Annotated in this window: 16 protein-coding genes; 9 read left to right on the forward strand and 7 right to left on the reverse strand. The window is 61.6% G+C overall.

The annotated features are described in order from the left end of the window. The first annotated feature begins 54 nt into the window (after positions 1–54). Entirely contained in the window at positions 55–1,848 is a 1,794-nt protein-coding gene (locus VSX56_RS04930) for a bifunctional protein-serine/threonine kinase/phosphatase (protein WP_350935284.1), read from the forward strand. Here VSX56_RS04930 and VSX56_RS04935 read toward each other — a convergent pair. After that, positions 1,823–2,209 carry a (2Fe-2S)-binding protein gene (locus VSX56_RS04935; RefSeq protein WP_350935286.1) on the reverse strand — a complete coding sequence of 129 codons (387 nt, stop codon included), beginning with the start codon at positions 2,207–2,209 and terminating at the stop codon, positions 1,823–1,825. The genes VSX56_RS04930 and VSX56_RS04935 overlap by 26 nt on opposite strands. 1,304 nt (positions 2,210–3,513) lie before the next feature. Beyond that, positions 3,514–3,720: a cold-shock protein gene (locus VSX56_RS04940; protein ID WP_339114628.1), complete on the reverse strand. Its 207-nt coding sequence runs from the start codon at positions 3,718–3,720 to the stop codon at positions 3,514–3,516. Between the two features lie 329 nt (positions 3,721–4,049). Here VSX56_RS04940 and VSX56_RS04945 point away from each other — a divergent pair, with 329 nt between their 5' ends. Then, complete coding sequence (locus VSX56_RS04945; RefSeq protein WP_350935289.1) at positions 4,050–4,556, forward strand: PRC-barrel domain-containing protein; 507 nt, start codon at positions 4,050–4,052, stop codon at positions 4,554–4,556. Between the two features lie 974 nt (positions 4,557–5,530). Here VSX56_RS04945 and VSX56_RS04950 read toward each other — a convergent pair. The 5 genes from VSX56_RS04950 to VSX56_RS04970 are packed head-to-tail and all read right to left on the reverse strand — an operon-like array spanning position 5,531 to position 10,888. Beyond that, positions 5,531–6,508: a sugar ABC transporter substrate-binding protein gene (locus VSX56_RS04950; protein ID WP_350935291.1), complete on the reverse strand. Its 978-nt coding sequence runs from the start codon at positions 6,506–6,508 to the stop codon at positions 5,531–5,533. A gap of 54 nt (positions 6,509–6,562) precedes the next feature. After that, the gene (locus VSX56_RS04955; protein ID WP_350935293.1) at positions 6,563–7,522 is read right to left on the reverse strand and encodes an ABC transporter permease; all 960 of its coding nucleotides are present in this window, start codon (positions 7,520–7,522) and stop codon (positions 6,563–6,565) included. An 11-nt stretch (positions 7,523–7,533) separates the two neighbouring features. Next, entirely contained in the window at positions 7,534–8,508 is a 975-nt protein-coding gene (locus VSX56_RS04960) for an ABC transporter permease (RefSeq protein ID WP_350935295.1), read from the reverse strand. Beyond that, positions 8,505–10,013: a sugar ABC transporter ATP-binding protein gene (locus tag VSX56_RS04965; RefSeq protein WP_350935297.1), complete on the reverse strand. Its 1,509-nt coding sequence runs from the start codon at positions 10,011–10,013 to the stop codon at positions 8,505–8,507. The genes VSX56_RS04960 and VSX56_RS04965 overlap by 4 nt, the downstream gene beginning before the upstream one ends. Next, entirely contained in the window at positions 10,010–10,888 is an 879-nt protein-coding gene (locus VSX56_RS04970; RefSeq protein ID WP_350935299.1) for an arginase family protein, read from the reverse strand. Before VSX56_RS04970 ends, VSX56_RS04965 begins: the two co-directional genes overlap by 4 nt. Before the next feature lie 309 nt (positions 10,889–11,197). Between VSX56_RS04970 and VSX56_RS04975 the strand changes: the two genes are divergently transcribed. The 7 genes from VSX56_RS04975 (at position 11,198) to VSX56_RS05005 (ending at position 17,703) form a co-directional block, all read left to right on the forward strand. After that, a complete protein-coding gene (locus VSX56_RS04975) occupies positions 11,198–12,124 on the forward strand; it encodes an AraC family transcriptional regulator (protein WP_350935301.1) in 927 nt (308 codons plus the stop codon). A gap of 105 nt (positions 12,125–12,229) precedes the next feature. Further along, positions 12,230–12,574 (forward strand): EthD domain-containing protein, encoded by a 345-nt coding sequence (locus VSX56_RS04980; RefSeq protein ID WP_349295380.1) that lies wholly within the window; start codon positions 12,230–12,232, stop codon positions 12,572–12,574. A gap of 212 nt (positions 12,575–12,786) precedes the next feature. Then, the gene (locus tag VSX56_RS04985) at positions 12,787–14,199 is read left to right on the forward strand and encodes a purine-cytosine permease family protein (protein WP_350935304.1); all 1,413 of its coding nucleotides are present in this window, start codon (positions 12,787–12,789) and stop codon (positions 14,197–14,199) included. Positions 14,200–14,409: 210 nt separating this feature from the next. Next, positions 14,410–15,054, forward strand: coding sequence for a nitrile hydratase subunit alpha (gene nthA / locus VSX56_RS04990; protein ID WP_339114618.1), 645 nt, complete (start codon positions 14,410–14,412; stop codon positions 15,052–15,054). Next, a complete protein-coding gene (gene nthB, locus VSX56_RS04995) occupies positions 15,051–15,719 on the forward strand; it encodes a nitrile hydratase subunit beta (RefSeq protein WP_339114617.1) in 669 nt (222 codons plus the stop codon). Before nthA ends, nthB begins: the two co-directional genes overlap by 4 nt. Further along, positions 15,719–16,189 carry a nitrile hydratase accessory protein gene (locus VSX56_RS05000; protein ID WP_339114616.1) on the forward strand — a complete coding sequence of 157 codons (471 nt, stop codon included), beginning with the start codon at positions 15,719–15,721 and terminating at the stop codon, positions 16,187–16,189. The genes nthB and VSX56_RS05000 overlap by 1 nt, the downstream gene beginning before the upstream one ends. Positions 16,190–16,317: 128 nt before the next feature. Further along, positions 16,318–17,703, forward strand: a complete 1,386-nt coding sequence (locus tag VSX56_RS05005) for an amidase (RefSeq protein WP_350935307.1) — start codon at positions 16,318–16,320, stop codon at positions 17,701–17,703. Positions 17,704–17,752: the final 49 nt, after the last annotated feature.

Raw genomic sequence — 17,752 nt, forward strand, 5'->3', positions numbered from 1 at the left:
GGGCGGCGGGAGGGGTCGCCCTGAATATCGGGCAGCGCAGTGAGGGAGGGCATCATGGGCACCAGACCCGTTCCGAGTTATGCGCATATGAAAGACCAGTTCCCCACCCATCCGTTAAAGGCCGTGATGGGCGGCTATTCCACCGCTGGCCCCAAGCCGCGTAATGATGACGCGATCTCGGGGCGCATCCCGTCCGAGCCCTACGAGCTGCATGCCAAGGGCGCGGTGATCTGCATCGCCGATGGTATCAGCACGGGGCGCAATTCGGACAAGGCCGCGCAGATGGCGGTGCTGCAATTCGCGCAGGATTACTATTCCGCCCCCGAAAGCTGGACGGTGGCGGATTGCTCGGCTCGGCTGATCTCGGCGCTCAATTCTTTTTTCCACGCCCAGAACCGTTCCGGCTCGCCCGAGGCGGAGGGACAGGTCACCACCTTCACCGCGCTGATTGCGCGGGGCCAGTCGGCGCATCTCGTGCATCTGGGCGATACGCGCTGTCTGCGCTTGCGGGCGGGGACGCTCGAGGTGCTGACCACCGATCACACGACCTCCTATATGGGCAACGGGCAGGCCCTGACCCGTGCGCTGGGGATTGATAGTCATGTGCAGGTCGATTACCGAGAGGAGGTGATGCAGGCGGGTGATCTGTATCTGCTGCTCTCGGACGGGGTGTATGGGGTGCTCGGTCTGCGCGAGATCGGCGCCGTGCTTGCGGATTTAGACCTCGGCAACCAGAAGGCGCTGGAAAAGGCGGCTTGGGCGCTCTGCGATGCGGCGCTCAAGGCAGGCAGCGATGACAATCTCAGCGCCATGCTGATGCGCATCGTGGCGCTTCCGTCGGAAAGCTTGACCGAGGCCCATCAGCGGCTGGCCCGGAAGGCGATCCCGCCCGCGCTTTCGCCCGGCAACCGGATCGATGGCTACGAGGTGACCCAAGTTCTGCATGCCTCGACCCGCAGCCATGTCTACCGCGTACGCCGCGCCGATCTGGAGGGAAGTTTTGTGCTCAAGGCCCCTTCGCGCAATTTTTCAGATGATCTGCATTACCTCGAGGCCTTCGCGCTGGAACAATGGGTCGGCCGCCGGATCGACCATCCGCAGGTGATGAAAATCCTGCCGCAGGAAGACAGCCGCTTCCTCTATTCGATCTTCGAATGGGTCGAGGGCGAGACCCTGCGCGACTGGATGCGCCGCCATCCCGTGCCAAGTCTTGCGCAGGTGCTGCCCGTGCTCTCCTCGCTGATTGCCGCGATGCGGGTCTTCCACCGGCTCGGCATGGTGCATCGCGATCTCAAGCCCGAGAATGTGATGGTCATGCCCGACGGGCGCGCCAAGATCATCGATTTCGGCTCGGTGCAGGTGGCGGGTTTCAAGGGTCTTCTGGCGGGGTTCCAGACCGAGCGCCCCGAGGGATCGCTCAATTATATCGCCCCCGAGGTGCTGACGGGGCAGGGCGCGACCAAGCTCTCCGATCTTTTCTCGATCGGGGCGATTGCCTATGAGATGCTTGCAGGCCATGTGCCTTTCGACCTTGAAGACCGCGCAGGCCATCTGCCCTCCAGACCCTCGGACTGGGTGCTCGAGCCGCTTGGCCAGACCCGCCCCGATCTGCCCGAAGCGGTGGGTGTGGCTCTGGTGCGGGTGCTCTCTTTCGATCCCAAGGCGCGCCCCGTTGTGATGTCGGAATTTCTGGCCGACCTGCGTGCTGCGCAATCGCAAGGAGCACTGACACCTGACTTCGTGCCGCTTCTGCAGCGCGGTAGCAAGGGGTTCTGGCGGGCATGGGCGCTTGGCGCCAGCGCATTGGCACTGGCGCTTGGGGTTATGCTTGTTCTCGGGCAGCCATAAGCAGCCCAGCAAGCTCGGCTTTGCACGAGCCGCAATTGGTGCCCGCCGAAAGACCGGCCCCGATCGCTTCGACACTCTCGAGCCCCTTCTCGGCGATCTCGCGCAGGATCGTATTGCGCCCCACCGCAAAGCACGAACACACCACAGGCCCCGGATCGGGCGTATCGCCCCGCGCCTGACCGGCCAGCGCCCAAGCGGCTTCTGTCCCCGACAGACCGACCAGAAAATCGCATATGAGCGCCACCGGTTCGGAGCCGGTATAAAGCGCATGATCTGGGCGGGGGATGGTCGAAGCCCCGGCGGGAGGCAGGAGCATATGGGCAAACTGCGTGGAAATCGTGGCCGCTGTCAGATCGCTCACGGTTTCCGCATCGGGCAGGGTTGCCATTGGATTGGAATGAAGGCTCCAGCACGCCGTGACTTTTTCTTCGCCCACCGCTTCGGGTGTGGAGGAAAGTTTCCGGTCACTTTACACGGCGGCACCGTCATCGGAGTGTTCCATATCCATATGGCAGCATGCGAGGTTTGACCCCGTTCGCACGATCAGATCGGCCTCTTCAAGACTGGCATCGATGCTCGCGCCCGTATCGGTGCTGCCCCCTCGCGGAGCGGAAGGACGCTGCCGGGGGAGGCGTGGAGGCACCGGGGCGATGAACGGCGTCGCGCCCGTGGCGATGGACCGCTTGTCAGAGGGCACCTCTCCCTGTTCGCCGATCACGACCTTACAGGCGCGGTCGATGAATGCGCGCGCCCGCCAAGGCGTGTTGATACCTTATGAGCGGTATAGCAGCCCTTGTCATGGGTAACGATCTCATAGGGGTTCTTTCTTGAAAACACGGGAGGCCGCATGATCCGGTCATAATTGCGGCGAGGACACACTGGAGCGCGCTGCCCTTATGCCTGTTGAGCATCACGAAACAGCGCTCGGTCGCATCCTTTCCGGGCGGCCTTCGCCTTTGTCAGAACGCCTCCCGCCCCCAGCCGCATCCCGTGCCATATGCGCTGGCTTGAAAGACAAGCCTGTCAGCATCCGGCCTCCAGATGTCGGCGATATGCGTGGAAGTTACAACGGGTGGATCGGCGACGGGTGGCCGTCTTCGCTTCTTGGAAACAGTGATCTTGGGGGCATCCGGTGGAAAATGATGCTCCGGCATCTCGGACAGGAGGGATCTTCAATGCGTTCATGTGAGCGTAGAGCGGAAGATCTGGAAAGCCCGCGCTTATGGATCCGCTTCACGACGACGGATATCGCGGGAGAATACTGGCAAAAGGGGTCGTTTTCTGCGGACTGTCTTGCGCCGCCGGTCAGGTGCGGGCCTTACAGTTCGTCATGGCAAGATAAAAAGCGATCAGGCAGACCGCGTATGCGTCGCGCAAGAAAAAAGGCGGATCTGTGATCCGCCCTTTCGATAGTCTGGGTGCTTGATGCCCGTCTGCCTCAGCGATCCGTGTCGCGTGCCAGTCGGGCTGCTTTCAGCCGCGCCGTTTTTTCAGCGCGTTCTTTATGCTCGTCGTCTTGGATGTTCCTGAATGCCGCATCGGTCTTTTCCTGAGGGCTCACAGACCTGCGGGAATTCTCCGCAGATAGCGCCTTCTGGTCAGGACGCGACGAGGCCGTCACACCGGAATCAGAGACTTTTCTGAAAAAATCGTCGGCCGAGCTGCTCAAGCGAGTTCGAGATCAGCAGCGGATTCGCGACCGTCGCGACCTGCGCGAAGCTCGTAGTTTACCTTCTGGCCGTCGTTCAGACCTTGCAGGCCGGCGCGCTCGACTGCCGAGATATGCACGAAGATATCTTTGCCGCCATCATCGGGCTGAATGAAACCAAAACCTTTGGTGCTGTTGAACCATTTTACGGTGCCGCTGGCCATATCCGTAGTCTCCAAGTAGAAAGCGCTGCCCGCGATATGCGACAGCTCGGCGAAAGTGATCCAAGTCGATCAGCCGAGACCGCAGAGGCGGGGGCAGAAATTCGATCAGAATAGCAATTGCGCACCCAACATGAAGGGAGATCGTCAAAGAGACAAGGGAAATTTTAGACTTCGGCGGATCTTGGCGCGGGATTTTCGCGACAGGGCGTGGAAGGGTGTCACGGTATTTTACACAGTGCGACACATATTCGAGATTTTTTTCAAAAATCCGTGGAACGAACATTACGCTCAATAGTTGGGCAAGTGATCGACAAACGGAGGAAAACAAAATGAAATTCATGACCACCACTGCCGTCGCAATGGCCCTTATCGCTGGCGCTGCCTATGCAGATGACCACAAAACCGATGCGTCCATGGAGGCTGGTGCCGAAGCCAAAGTGGCGACCGAGGCATCCGCAAACGGCATCGATATGTCCGACTCGACGAATCTGATCCGCTCGCGCGACATCACCGGCGGTGACATCTACACCATCGCGAAGGATGGCGGCCAGAGCTGGGATTCGATGGATTGGGATGCGCTCGCCTCGGATTGGAACGATGACGGCTTGAACGACATCGGCGAGATCGAGGACGTGGTTCTCTCGCCCGAAGGCCAGATGGTCGGCGTCGTGGCTGAAGTCGGCGGCTTCCTCGACATCGCTGACAAGCATGTGGTGATCCCGGTTGACGCAACCCATCTGGTGCCGATCGATGACGGCAAATACGCAATCGTAACGTCGCAGACCGAAGAGCAGCTCGAGCAACTCAAGGATGTTGACGAAGGCTTCTGGAACTAAGACGCCAGACCACGGGCTTGCCCCTTTGCTATCGTGCCATCGCCATCAGGCGGTGGCACTTTTTTGGGTTGATCGCGCCAGTCCACAGGGCCCGTCCGGTATCGGCGGCTCCGTTATGTATCGCGGCGCGTGCCACGCCGATGCCGGTCAGGTGCGGATCCAAGATCTGGCCGATACGGTGGCGGGTCTGGATATCACAGTCTGCATTGGACCCCTGCAAAGAAACGGCCCGATGCCAGCAGTCGGGATGACACGGGCGCGCGCAATGACCAAGGCACTGGCAAGCAGCAAGACGACGGACGTATTGGGGCCCATAACCTGCATGATGAGGCTGACCAAAACGAATGTGCTCACGGCGCTCAGGATAGGGGGCAGCACCCGATGTCCGGGGTGATGGAAATCTCCGCCCGTCGGGAAGTATGATCACGGCGCGCGCCTATACGTCTCGGGTTTCTGACGGGAGCTGTGATGTTGGCGCAGATAGGACCTTATCCCTGACCTCCCTTTCCACGCTACTCTGTGTCGGGCTGGCGTAAATCTTGGCGCGGGGCCCCGGCGGGCTGGAGGCGCATGTTGCGCCAGCGATCCGCGCGGCGGGCCTGCACCGCCGCGGAGCACTGCCCTCGAGCGCCATCCGGTCTTTTATCCGCGAAGGCGACCAGTATCCTTCTCGGGGAGAGGCCGCCACATTGCCCTACTCTGCACCTATATCCTTCGGCTGAAGCATGTGGTTTTTCATGGCTGCGTGCCCCCCGTGCGAGGCGCATAGGGTATGATCGGAATGCGATGGCACCCGGTGTCCTGCGCCGCTCTGCCGAGCCGACCGACCCGCGTCTGCGCTTGCTCGGGTCGGTGTTTCCGGCAGGTGGTAAGGCACGCGGATCCGTGCTGGGTGCCATTCCATGACAAAAGCGCCATGACAAAAGGGCAGCACGGGGATGCTGCCCTTCCGGTCTGTCGGTGTCGGCTGGACCTTACTTGCTCGGCCACGGTTTGCAGACGGCATCCACGTTTTCGGCGGTGACCATCGGGTGGGGCACATAGACCGATTTCGGCATGTCCGCGCCGTTGAACAGATCCACTATGGATTGCACGGCATATTGCGCCTCATCCAACGGCGATTGCAGAACGGTGCCATATTGCAGGCCGGCCTTGATGTTCTTGATGCCGACCGGTTCGCAGCCGCCACCAATCATTGCCATCGTCTTGGGGTCGAGCCCCGCGCGTTCTGCCGCAATCAGGACGCCCTGCATCATGATATCCTCCGCCGCATATACGCCCACGATCTTATCGCCATATTTGGTGAACAGACCCGCAGCCGCCTGTGTCGAGGTTCCGGTATCCCAGTTGCCGGGCTGTGCGCCAAGGATTTCCAGTTTGGGAGCAATCTTGGCGAGCGTCTCGGTGAAGCCCTTGGTCATCGAGATGGTCTGCGCCTGACCGACGATGCCGGTAATCATGATCACGCCGCCTTCCAGAGGCTTGCCCTTCGCTTCCAGAGCCTGCACGAGCAGCTGCGCGGATTTGGATCCCTGCTCCTCATAATTGCCGCCGGTATATTGGGCCCAGAGGTCCTCGCGGGCCTGATCGGGCTGCACATCGGTCAGCAGCAGCGGGATATCCGCACGCTGGATCTTGCGCATCGCGGGGAACAATGCGGTGCCGTCGATCGTCCACATCAGGATTGCGTCAGGCTTCTTGGCGATGGCCTGATCAACCTGCGTGGCCTGCTGGGCGGCATCGAACTTGTTGGTCACGACCTCGAGGTCGATGCCCTTTTCGGCGGCCATTTTGCGGATCTGGTCATTATAGACCGCGCAATATTCGCAGATATCGTCGGCACCGAGGAAGATGACCTTCTTGCCTTTCTGTGCATTGTCAGCGGCAAAGGAAGCGGTGGCCAGAAGAGAGCCTGCAAGCAGGGCGCCGAGGGTGGAGCGGATGAGAGTCATGGAAAGACCTTCCTGTTGGGATGACGTTGTTTCTTGGTTTTGGTGTGTTGGTGCTCAGGACTCCGAGGCCCTGAGCCGCGTTTTCAGCCAGAGCGCGGGCGCGCCTCCGGCAAGCACCGCGATCAGCAGAACGGCACCGTTCAGCAGCAGGATCGCGGGAGAACTGGCACCGATAAGCCCCAGCCCGTTATTGAGAACGGCCAGCACCATCACGCCCACGGCCACGCCGAAGGGGCGCCCGACGCCGCCCGAAAGAGCGATGCCTCCGAGGATCGCCGCCGAGGCGGCCTGCAGCAGCAGGTTCGCGCCGAAGGTCGAAGAGGCGCGGCCCAGCGTGATGGCCAGAAGCGCACCGGCAAGGGCGGCGAAGAGGCCAGAGAGCACGAAGGTCGTGACGATCGCACCGCCCACATTGGCGCCGGCCATGGTGGCGGCCTTGCGATGGCTGCCGGCAGCGATGATGTCGCGCCCCATGCGGGTGAAGACCAGCATCAGACCGGTGAGGATAAAGAGCGCGATAGTGATCACCGAACGGGGCGAGAAGACGCCGAACCAGTCCATGTTGAAGGCATCGGTCAGATCGTAATTGGCAAAGCTGACCGCCTGTCCGCCTTCCAGCCAGACCGCAAAGCCCGACAGAAGGATCATCACGCCCAGCGTTGTCACCAGCGAGGACACGTTAAGCTTCAGCGTGACGACACCGTTGAAGAGCCCGACCAGCGCGCCAAAGGCCAATGCGGCGACCAGCCCGAGAGCCGCGTTATCGGCGCCGCATTTGAGCATGATGAGCCCCGAGACGGCGACCATCGCGCCGCCCGACAGGTCGAACTCGCCCGCCAGCATGGTCAGGGCCAGACCCAGGGCCACCAGACCCAGCAGTGCGAAACTGTCGCCAAGCGCGAAGATATTGCCCGCAGCAAGGAAGTAGCTGTTGAGCGCGGTGAAGATCACGCCCATGCCGAGCAGCAGCACCCAGCGCAGGACAAGAAGGGGGTTTTCTGCAAGCGTTTTCATAGCGATCCCTTTCAGCGCTTCTTGCGGGCCAGAAGGGCACCGGCCGTCACGGCCACCAGAACGGCGAGCCCTTTGACCATCAGCTGGACCTCATAGGCGAAGTTGTTGACGAGAAGGATATTGGTCAGCACCGCCAGAAACAGCGTGCCCGAGGCCACATCGATGATCCGGCCACGGCCACCGCCAATGGCAATGCCGCCTACCAGCATCGCGGCGATGGCGCTGAAATCGAGGTCGGCGCCCACCCGCAGGTTGCCCGTGCCCGATTGGGCGGCAATCAGGGCCCCCGCAATTGCGGCTCCGGCCCCTGCCAGAACATAGGAGAGGATGACCATCCGCGTGACCCGCAGGCCCGCCAGCTCGGCGGCGGCGGCATTGGTGCCGCGCAGGCGCAGCTCCCATCCGGCGCGGGTGCGGCTCATCAGGATTTCGCCCAAGACAACAACGATGAGGAAAATCACCGCCTGCCACGGAACGCCGGGCAGGATGGCGCCGCTTCCCAGCCATGTGGGACCGCCCCCGGCCAGAACCGTGCGCCCGTCCGACACCCATGTCGCCAGACCTGCAATCAGCGAGCCTGCCGCGATGGTCGAGATGATGGCATTGCAGCGAAGCCAGCCCACGACCAGCCCTTGCAGGAGTCCGAAAACCAGACCCAGCAGGATGCTGGCCAAGAGCGCGGGGATCACACCCCAGCCGGAGACCATGACGAAGATAATCGACGAGAAGGCCGCCGTGCTGCCAAGCGACAGAGCGAAGAGATTGCCCGAAATGGTGACGGAGGCCAGACCGACTGCGGCAATTCCCACGGTCGATGCCGCAAAGAGGATCGAGGAGATATTCGAAGCGGTGGCGAAATTGTCGATTGTCGCGCAGGCCACCAGAAACATGACGACCGTGGTGATCTGGATTACCGTGGCCTGCACGCGGGCGGGGGCGAACATCCCCGATACGCGCGAGGGCGGGGAAAGAGGTGCGGCGCTCATGCGGCAGTCTCCTTTTCGGGGCCATGGAGGATATCGTGCAGGATCGCATCGGCATCCATCTCGGGGCGGTCGGCATCGCGCACCACGGCTCCGCGATAGAAGGTCACGATACGGTCGGAGGCATCGAGCACCTCTTCAAGGTCGGTAGAGTAGAAGAGAATGGCCAGCCCCTCGGCCTCGGCCAGACTGCGCAGCTGGTCATAGATCTCGGAGCGTGCGCCGATATCGACACCACGGGTCGGCTCGTTAAGCAGCAGAAGACGCGGCCCGAGAGCTGCGGCCTTGCCCAGCGAGACCTTCTGCTGGTTGCCACCCGACAGGGTCGAGACATCATGGGGCAGACGCGCGGGATCGATGGCGAAGCCGCGGGCCAGCCCAGTTGCCTTTTCGCGGATCGCTGCCGGAAGTATCCAGCCTTTCCTGGACACGCGATCAAGGATCTGGCTGACCAAATTGGTCCCGATCGGCGCCTCGAGAAACACCCCACGGCGGGCGCGGTCCTCGGACACATAGGCGATACCTGCGGCATAGGCCTGCGTGATGTTGCGCGGCGTGACGTCCGCGCCATCAAGCGACAGTGTCCCCTTGGCGGGTTGCAGGCCCGCAAGGCTTTCCAGAAGCGCATCGGCCCCCGAGCCAAGCTGGCCCACCAGCGCCAGGATCTGGCCCGGCTGCACATCCATGCTGACGGGCGCGACACGGCCCGGCACGCTCCAGTTGTTCAGTGACAGGCGCGGGGTTACGCCATGTCGGGCATGGCTCGGGGCGATCTCGCCGATCTTGATCTCATGGCCGATCATCGCCTCGACCAGCGTCGCATTGGTCAGCGCCGATGTATCGGCGGTCATCACATGCTGGCCCGAGCGCAGCACGGTGACGCGGTCTGTCAGCGCGAAGATCTCGTTCAGGCGGTGCGAGATGATAACGATGGTGGTGCCTTTTTCAGCCTTCAGGCGGCGCAGAACGGCAAAGACCTTCTCGATCTCGCCATCCGACAGGGTCGCGGTCGGCTCGTCGAGCAGCAATACCTTGGCCCCGCGTGCGATGCCGCGTGCGATCTCGATCAGCTGGCGCTCGGCCAGCGGTAGGGTCTCGGCCAGCGCATCGAGCGCCACATGCTCCAGCCCCACGGAATCCAGCACCTGACGGATATGCGCGCGGAACGGCTCGCGGCGGTAGATCCGGCCCACCTCGCGCGCGCCCAGCATGACATTATCCAGAACGCTCAGATGCGGGATGATCGACAGTTCCTGGTGGACGATTGACAGGAGCGCCGGATCGACGGGCGTGCCCAGTTCGATCTGCATGCCGTCAATGCCCAGTTCGCCCTCGTCGGGCATCACAAACCCGCCGAGGATTTTCACCAGCGTGCTTTTTCCCGCGCCGTTTTCACCGCATAGGCCGTGGATCTCGCCTGCCGCCAGATCGATGTCCATGCCGCGCAAGGCACGGACACCGCCATAGCTTTTCTTGAGGCCCCTTGCGCTCAGGATGGGTGCGCTCATGCGTTCTCCGATCCGACCATCGGCAGCTCGGCCAGCGTTCTGGACAGGTTGATCATGTCCCAAGGCAGGAATTCGGTGATGGCGAGGCCGACCATATCCAGTTCGCCCGCCACGCCCTCCAACAAGCTGACGATCTCTTCCAGCTCCAGCTTGCCGGTAGCGACCCCCTCAAAGGCACCTTCGGGGGCGTCGGGTTTGTTAAACAGCAGGTAGTCGCGGCCGACGGGGTTCAGCACGTCAAGGTCGAAATGGACTGCAACCTTGGTCGCGCCCGAGGCCTTCAGCCAATCGACAACCGCTTGCGGGTTGGCGCGCAACGCATCGGGGCCGATCACGCTCATGCCGCGGTCTGCCAGATAGGTTTCTTCGACATCCATCATGTCGTTCACGCCGACATAGAGAACCTTCTTGGGATCGACCGGACGTTTCACAACAGAGGTGAAATCGGCATCGCCATCACCCAGCAGCATTGCCAGCACATGGGCGTGAGCGTGACTGAACAGGCTCTTGTTCATTACGTCGGGATGCGCATCGACCCAGAGAACGGCCATGTCGTCTTCGTATTTCTCGGCCAGATAGGCGATGGGGGCCAGATCGACAAGGCAGTCGCCGCCCACCGTCATGATCGCTTCGGGGGCATGTTTGGCAATCGCCTCGCGGGCGGCGTCCAGCTGCGCCAGCAATGCCGCGCGCGCTTTGATGCCGTCCTGCTCGGAGCGGTCGCTCTCTACGGGGATGGCGACCGTCTCGACAGGCCCCGTTGCATCGGGCAGCAAAGCCTCGAGGATCTTTGCGCCCACGCGATACGCCGGCAGGTCACCGCCCTGCCATTGGGGCATTACAAGGCGCAGGGTGGTCTGGGAAGTGCGGGTCATGTGATCTCCGTCGATTTGCAGCGTCATTTGGAAGGATGATGGCCATTTCTTGTCCCGGATCGCTTGGCTTACACGGCCAGAAAGTCGGACTCGCTGGCCAATTGTCAGAGGGTTCCGGGGCCACGATATGCAGGGCGCAATTCGCACTTTGTGTGATATTTAGGCTTAGTGATGAGTTGATGATGAAAATATCGTCACATATTGGGCAATTTGCACCGGATCATGCGGCAGGACTCGCGCAAATGAATCAAACCTCTTAGCGGAGGTTATAGGGAAATCCATCTCTTCACGGTTATCAGGGATACAGGAATGCAGCATCTGAGCACCGCACATCAGGCGCCGGGAATGCAGTATGATTTCTGGCACAATATCGTCGAGACCTCCTTCACCCATTGTGATGGCATCGCGCCCGATCGGTCGCGCTTCTATGCGGAGATCGATATCGCGCGCTGCGGCGACAGCGAGCTGACGCTGCTATCCTCTGATCCTGTCCGCTACGACCGCAAGGAACGCCATATCCGCCAGAGAGACGAGGAGACCTTCTTCATCTCGGCGATGCTGGAGGGTGGCGGCTTCTTCCGCCAGAATGACCGCTCGGTCCGTCATGACGCGGGCACGGTGCTGATCTATGACGGTTCGCGCCCCTATCATTACGATTATCCCTCCCGTTACCGTACCGCGCTACTGCGTGTGCCGCGCTGTATGATAGAGGCACGGATGCTGGGCGTGTGCGATCTGGGGGGCACCCTGCTCGAGGCGCACCGTCCGCAAGCGGCGCTGATCCGTAACCTGATCACCAATCTGATCGACACTGCCCGCGAAACCGATGTGCCCGAGCAATTCCTGTCGCCGACGCTCGACCTGATCTCGGGAGCCGTTGGGCAGGGCGCGCCGCGCACCGAAGTCGCAGGCCGTAACGATACGCTCAACCGCATCAAACGCTTCATGATCGCGCATATGGCCGAAGAGGATCTGTCGGTGGCCGATATCAGCGAAGCGCAGAATATCTCGGTGCGTTCGCTGGGGCGGGTGTTTGCCGCCGAGGGTACCACGCCGATGAGCTGGCTGCGCGACCGGCGTCTGGCCGAAGCCCATGCGATGCTTTCGGAAGGGCGCGCGCGCTCTGTTACCGAGGCGGCGTATGCATGCGGCTTCCGCGATCTGAGCTATTTCGGACGGGCGTTCAAGAAAGCCTACGGCAAGACACCGCGGCAGGTCTCCACCCTTTGTCATTGAGACGGCTCGCATTCGTCCGTCACGGTCAAATATGTGACCGTCAAGGACGAGCGAGTGGCAGGGTCTTGTGCAAATCTGGGGTCACCAACAGATATGGAGACCGCAATGTATACCGTCGCCTTCATCATGAAGCGCAAGCCCGGCATGTCGCTGGAGGACTTCTTGGCATATTACCGTGACCGTCACGGACCCCGCATGGTCGAGCTGATCAAAGATAAGGGGCTAATTTCCTATGAGCATTTTCCTGTGGCCCCGCAGGATAAGGGCCGCTATCTGGCCGAGGGCGGTCCGGCCTATGACGCCGTCTCCGTCTATAGCTTCGCCACCGAGGCGCAGGCCGAGGAGTGCTGGGACCTGCCTGAGGTGATCGAGGACAGCGCCGCCTTCATCGATCTCGACGCGATGGTGACCCTGCCTACGAACCGCCGCACCGTCTTCATGTTCGGCTGATCCCGCCTTCCGGACCGGCATATCCGACGCGCCCGCCTGCCAAGGTCGGGCGCGTTGTGCATTGTAGGCTGCTCTTTTTGGCGGGTCTGGGCGAGACTATGGCCGTTGAGTCCAAGTTTTCTGACAGCTGCGCGCGCATTCTGGGCAAAGTAGGGCCGGTGAGGTCCGTTTTTGTCAAAGGGGCCCGGAGCGGCTCTGTCAGGGAGACTGCAATGTCCGAACAACTACTCGAAACCCGATCCTTCGATTATGTGCCCGACGCCGAACGGCATGGCAATGTCCGCTCGCAGGTGCAGCTCTGGTTCATGATCAATGCGCAAATTCTGACGATCTACACGGGAGCGGTCGGCGTGGCCCAAGGGCTGTCTCTGGGCTGGGCGCTGATCGCGATCCTGACCGGATCGCTGGTCGGCACGCTGTTCCAGGCCTTCCACGGGGCGCAGGGCCCGGTGATGGGTCTGCCGCAGATGATCCAGTCGCGTGTGCAGTTCGGCTCGCGTGGCGTTTTGCTTCCGATCCTTGCCGCCACTCTCTCGCCTTTCGGCTTTGCGGTCTTCCTGATCCAGACCTCGTCCTTCGCGGTCAGTGATGTCACGGGGATCGGTTCGCTGACGCTGCTGCAGGTCTTGATCGCGGTGATCGCGGGCGCGATCGCGATTGTCGGCTTCCGGCTGGTGATGAAGGTCGAGAAATTCGCCTCGTGGCTGACGCTTGCCAATTTCGCCTTGCTGACGCTTGCCGTCTTCACCGTCCTTCCTATCGGCGAGCTGTTCGACAAGGGCGGGTTCATCACCCATGCCTTCTTCCTGCAATTCGGCGTCTCGGCGATCTACCAGCTGGCCATTGCACCGCTGGTGTCGGATTACACCCGCTATCTTCCCGCGAGGACCAGCGGTGTCAAAGTGTCGGCCTCGGTCTTCTTCGGGACCACGCTTTCCGCAGTCTGGCTCGAGAGCATCGGTGCCATCGTTACGACCGCCTATCCGGATCTTGATACCATCGCTGCCGTGCGCCAGCTGGGTGACGGTTTCGGCTTCGGGCTCGGGGGCTTTACCATGGTGGTCGCAGCGCTCAGCTGCCTGATCACGATCTCCATCACTGCCTATAGCGGCACGCTTGCACTGATCTCGGGGCTCGAGGCCTTCCGCCCGCTGCGTCCGACCGCAAAGCTGCGCACCGTGTCGATCACCCTCGGTATGATCCTTGCGCTGATCTGCTCGCTCGCCATGTCGCAGGATATGCTCAACACATTTGGCGCCTATCTCGCGATCCTTGGCTATGTGCTGATCCCGTGGACGGCCGTGAACCTGACCGACTACTACCTTGTGCGCAACGGTCGCTATTCGATTACCGATATCATGCGCCCCGATGGCGGAATGTATGGTGCGTGGGGTGGTATCGGCATTGCCAGCTATCTGATCGGGTTCGTGGCGATGATCCCCTTCTTCAGCTCGGCTCTCTATACCGGCCCGCTGGCCGCGAGCATGAACGGTGTCGATGTCTCCTTCATCGTCGGTCTGCTGGTCTCCTCGGTAGTCTATGCTCTCCTGGCTCGCCGGATCGATCTTGCCGCCGAGATGCAGCTGGTTCGCAACGCCCCGCTCAATACCTTCGACCACGCCTGAGTGGCGGGTCCTGACCGTGCGCCTGTGGAGCGCACGGCCTGCCAATCGCCAGGGCGGACGCTTGCATAATACGTCTGCCTTGGCACTCTTGGCCAATACAGCCAGCTTATTCGGCATTTTCAGCACAGACAGTTCGGGCATTTGCCGTCAGGGTAGCAGTATCGAAAGAGCCGCGCTCAGGCGGCCGTTACCAGAACAAGGGAGCCGAAGATGTCCGATCATTCCCACGGGACGCAACCACCCTCTGACAAGGCATTGCGTGTGCGCGCGATGGAGCAGCTGCTCCTCGAGAAGGGGCTCATCAAGGAAGGTGCCGTGGATGCGATCATTGATATCTTCGAGCATCAGCTAGGCCCCAAGAACGGCGCCAAGGTCGTGGCCCGCGCATGGACCGATCCCGCCTATAAACAGCGTCTGATGGAGAACGCCTCCGACGCCATCCTCGAATTCGGCTTTGCGGGATTTCAGGGCGAATATATGGTCGTGTGCGAGAATACGCCCGGCGTCCACAACGTCGTCGTTTGCACCTTGTGCTCGTGCTACCCGTGGCCGGTGCTCGGCCTGCCGCCGAACTGGTATAAGGCCGCGCCTTACCGCTCGCGCGTTGTGATCGAGCCGCGTGCCGTGCTGGAAGAGTTCGATCTGCATATCCCTGATGAGACCGAAGTCCGCGTCTGGGACAGCAATAACGAACTGCGCTATCTGGTTCTGCCCGAGCGTCCCGCCGGCACCGAAGGCTGGTCGGAAGAACAATTGGCCAAGCTGGTGACCCGCAACTCGATGATCGGAACCGGTGTGGCGATGACCCCCGCAGAGCTGGCCAAATCCGAAAATACCGAGGAGGCCGTGCTATGAACTCGATCCACGATCTGGGCGGGATGCACGGCATGGGACCGATCGTGCTGGATGTCAACGAACCCAAATTCGCCGAAGACTGGGAGGCGCGCACCTGTGGCTTCCACCTGCTGACGCTGATGACCGGAATCGCCGTAGCCGATGAAGCGCGCCATTCGATGGAGCGTATCCCCGCGCTGCACTGGCTGGCCTCGCCCTATTACGAGCACTGGCTCGACGGGACCGCGACCTATTTTCTTGAGAAGGGCATCGCTACTTCCGAGGAACTGGCCACCGGCAAAGCTCAGGCGCCGCTTCCCGAATGGGCGGCGAAACTGAAGGCGTTGACGCCCGAAGAAACCGCCAAGATGTTCACCACCAACCACCCTGTGACCGGCGAGGCCGAAACAGAGCCGAAATTTGCGGTGGGCGACAAGGCGATGACGCTGAACATCAACCCCAAAACCCATACCCGCCTGCCGCGCTATACCCGTGGTAAACCCTGCACCATCGTAGCCTACCGAGGCGCCTGCTTTTATGCGGATGCGCGCTCTGTAGGGGATTATGGCGCGGTCGATCACACCTATACGGTGCGGTTCGAGGGCGCTGATCTCTGGGGGCGCGACGCGGGCGCCAAAGACGCGGTCTATATCGATCTCTACGAACAGTATCTGGAGGCCATGTGATGGAAATCGTAAGTATTATCCAAGCGCTTGATCCTTGCCGCACCGACCTGAAATCGTTGGGAGCGCAGGATCTTGGCGCACCCGGTTTCGGTGAGCCATGGCATGCGCAGGTCTTCGGCCTCTCGATGGCACTGGCGCAGGCGGGCGTGTTCAGCTGGGCAACATGGGTCGAGACCTTCTCGACCGAGATCCGTGCCAATCCTCAGACGGGCACCGAGACCTCGGAAGATGCCTATTACCGGCAGTGGTCGGCAGCGCTTGTCACGCTTCTGCGCAAAACGGGTGTCATGACCGACGAGGAACTGGCCGAGACATCGGAACATTGGCGCCGGTCCTATATTGCCACCGAACATGGCAAACCCATCGTCTTCCGCCGCGATCTGCCGGATCTGCCCGATATCGATGGTCATCACCACCATCACCACCACCATCCCGAACCGGTGCCGGTCGCGATCAGCGAAAAGGCCTGATTTTTCCTGAATAGCAGGGAGTGTCCTGCATCGTCACCGCGAAAGATCGCGGTGACATTCTCGAACCTCTGCCGGTTCGGGCAGGGCTTTTGTGTGCCCGCCCGACCGGCCAGCAATGAAAGCCTTCCATGCATTACCAGTCGATCACGGCACTGGCCGAAGACATCAAGACCCGCAAGATCTCGCCCGTCGAGGTAACGGAGCACATGCTGTCGCGGATCGAGACGCTTGATCCGAAACTCGGCGCCTATGTGACCGTGACGGCAGAACGCGCGATGGATCAGGCGCGTCAGGCCGAGGCCGAGATCATGGCGGGCAAATATCGCGGGCCGCTGCATGGCGTGCCGATGAACTACAAGGACATCCTCTATACCGATTTCGCCAAGACGACCGGCGGCACTCGTATCCACAAGGATTTCCAGCCCGATTTCACCGCGACCGTGATCCGCCGTCTGGAAGCGGCGGGCTCGATCACGCTGGGCAAGGTCAAAACCACCGAGCAGGCCTATGCCAACCACCACCCTGATGTGACGCCGCCGCTGAACCCGTGGTCGGCGGGCCACTGGGCGGGCTCGTCCTCTTCGGGCACGGGCGTTTCGGTGGCGGCAGGCATGACCTTTGCCTCATTGGGGTCCGACACCGGCGGCTCGATCCGTTTCCCTTCGGCAGTGAATGGTGTGACTGGGCTCAAGCCCACTTGGGGCCGGACCTCGCGTTATGGCGCCTTCGAGCTTGCGGCCTCGCTTGACCATATCGGACCTCTGGCACGTTCTGCAGCGGATGCGGGGATTGTTCTTCAGGCGATGGCGGGTGCCGATATCAATGATCCGACCACATTGACTGCCCCCGTGCCGGATTATGCTGCCGAAGCGGGCCAGTCGATTGCCGGTCTGCGCATCGGGATCGACCGTGCCTATATTTCCGAAGGGGTCGATCCGGCGAATGTGGCCGCCGTCGAGGCGGCGGCAGAAGTGTTGCAATCGCTGGGCGCGGTGCTGGTGGATGTCAGCGTCAAACACTGGAAAGAGGCCGCGATCTCGTGGCTACCGCTCTGCGCGCCCGAGACCGCTGCCGCCCATGACGCTTTCTATCCGCGTCTGAAATCCGATTATGGCTCGACGCTGGCTGCGTTGATCGACATGGCCGAAAGCTACAGCACGCGTGATGTGGCGCGCGCCCATCAGGACCGTCTTATCTTCTCGGGCCATCTGGAGGCCATGTTCCGTCAGGTTGATCTGCTGCTTATTCCGGCCACCATCTGGCGGGTGCCGGCACTGGCCAACTGGGCCGATTATGCCGAGGGCGACAATTCGGAATTTATCCGCTTTACAGGGCCTTACGATATGTCCGGCTCGCCATCCATCACCATGCCGGGAGGGTTCGACCAAGATGGTCTGCCGCTCGCGGTGCAGCTTGTCGCGCCGCATCTGGGCGAGGGGGCTCTCGTGCGCGCAGGCAGCGCCTTCCAGAAGCTCACCGACTGGCATCAGAAAATCCCGCCGCTTTCCGCGTGATCCGCGGAGCGCAGCACCAACAGGAGAGAGGGCAGGTTCCATAAAGAGC

The sequence above is a fragment of the Thioclava kandeliae genome (assembly GCF_040297545.1).
Taxonomy (GTDB): domain Bacteria; phylum Pseudomonadota; class Alphaproteobacteria; order Rhodobacterales; family Rhodobacteraceae; genus Thioclava; species Thioclava kandeliae.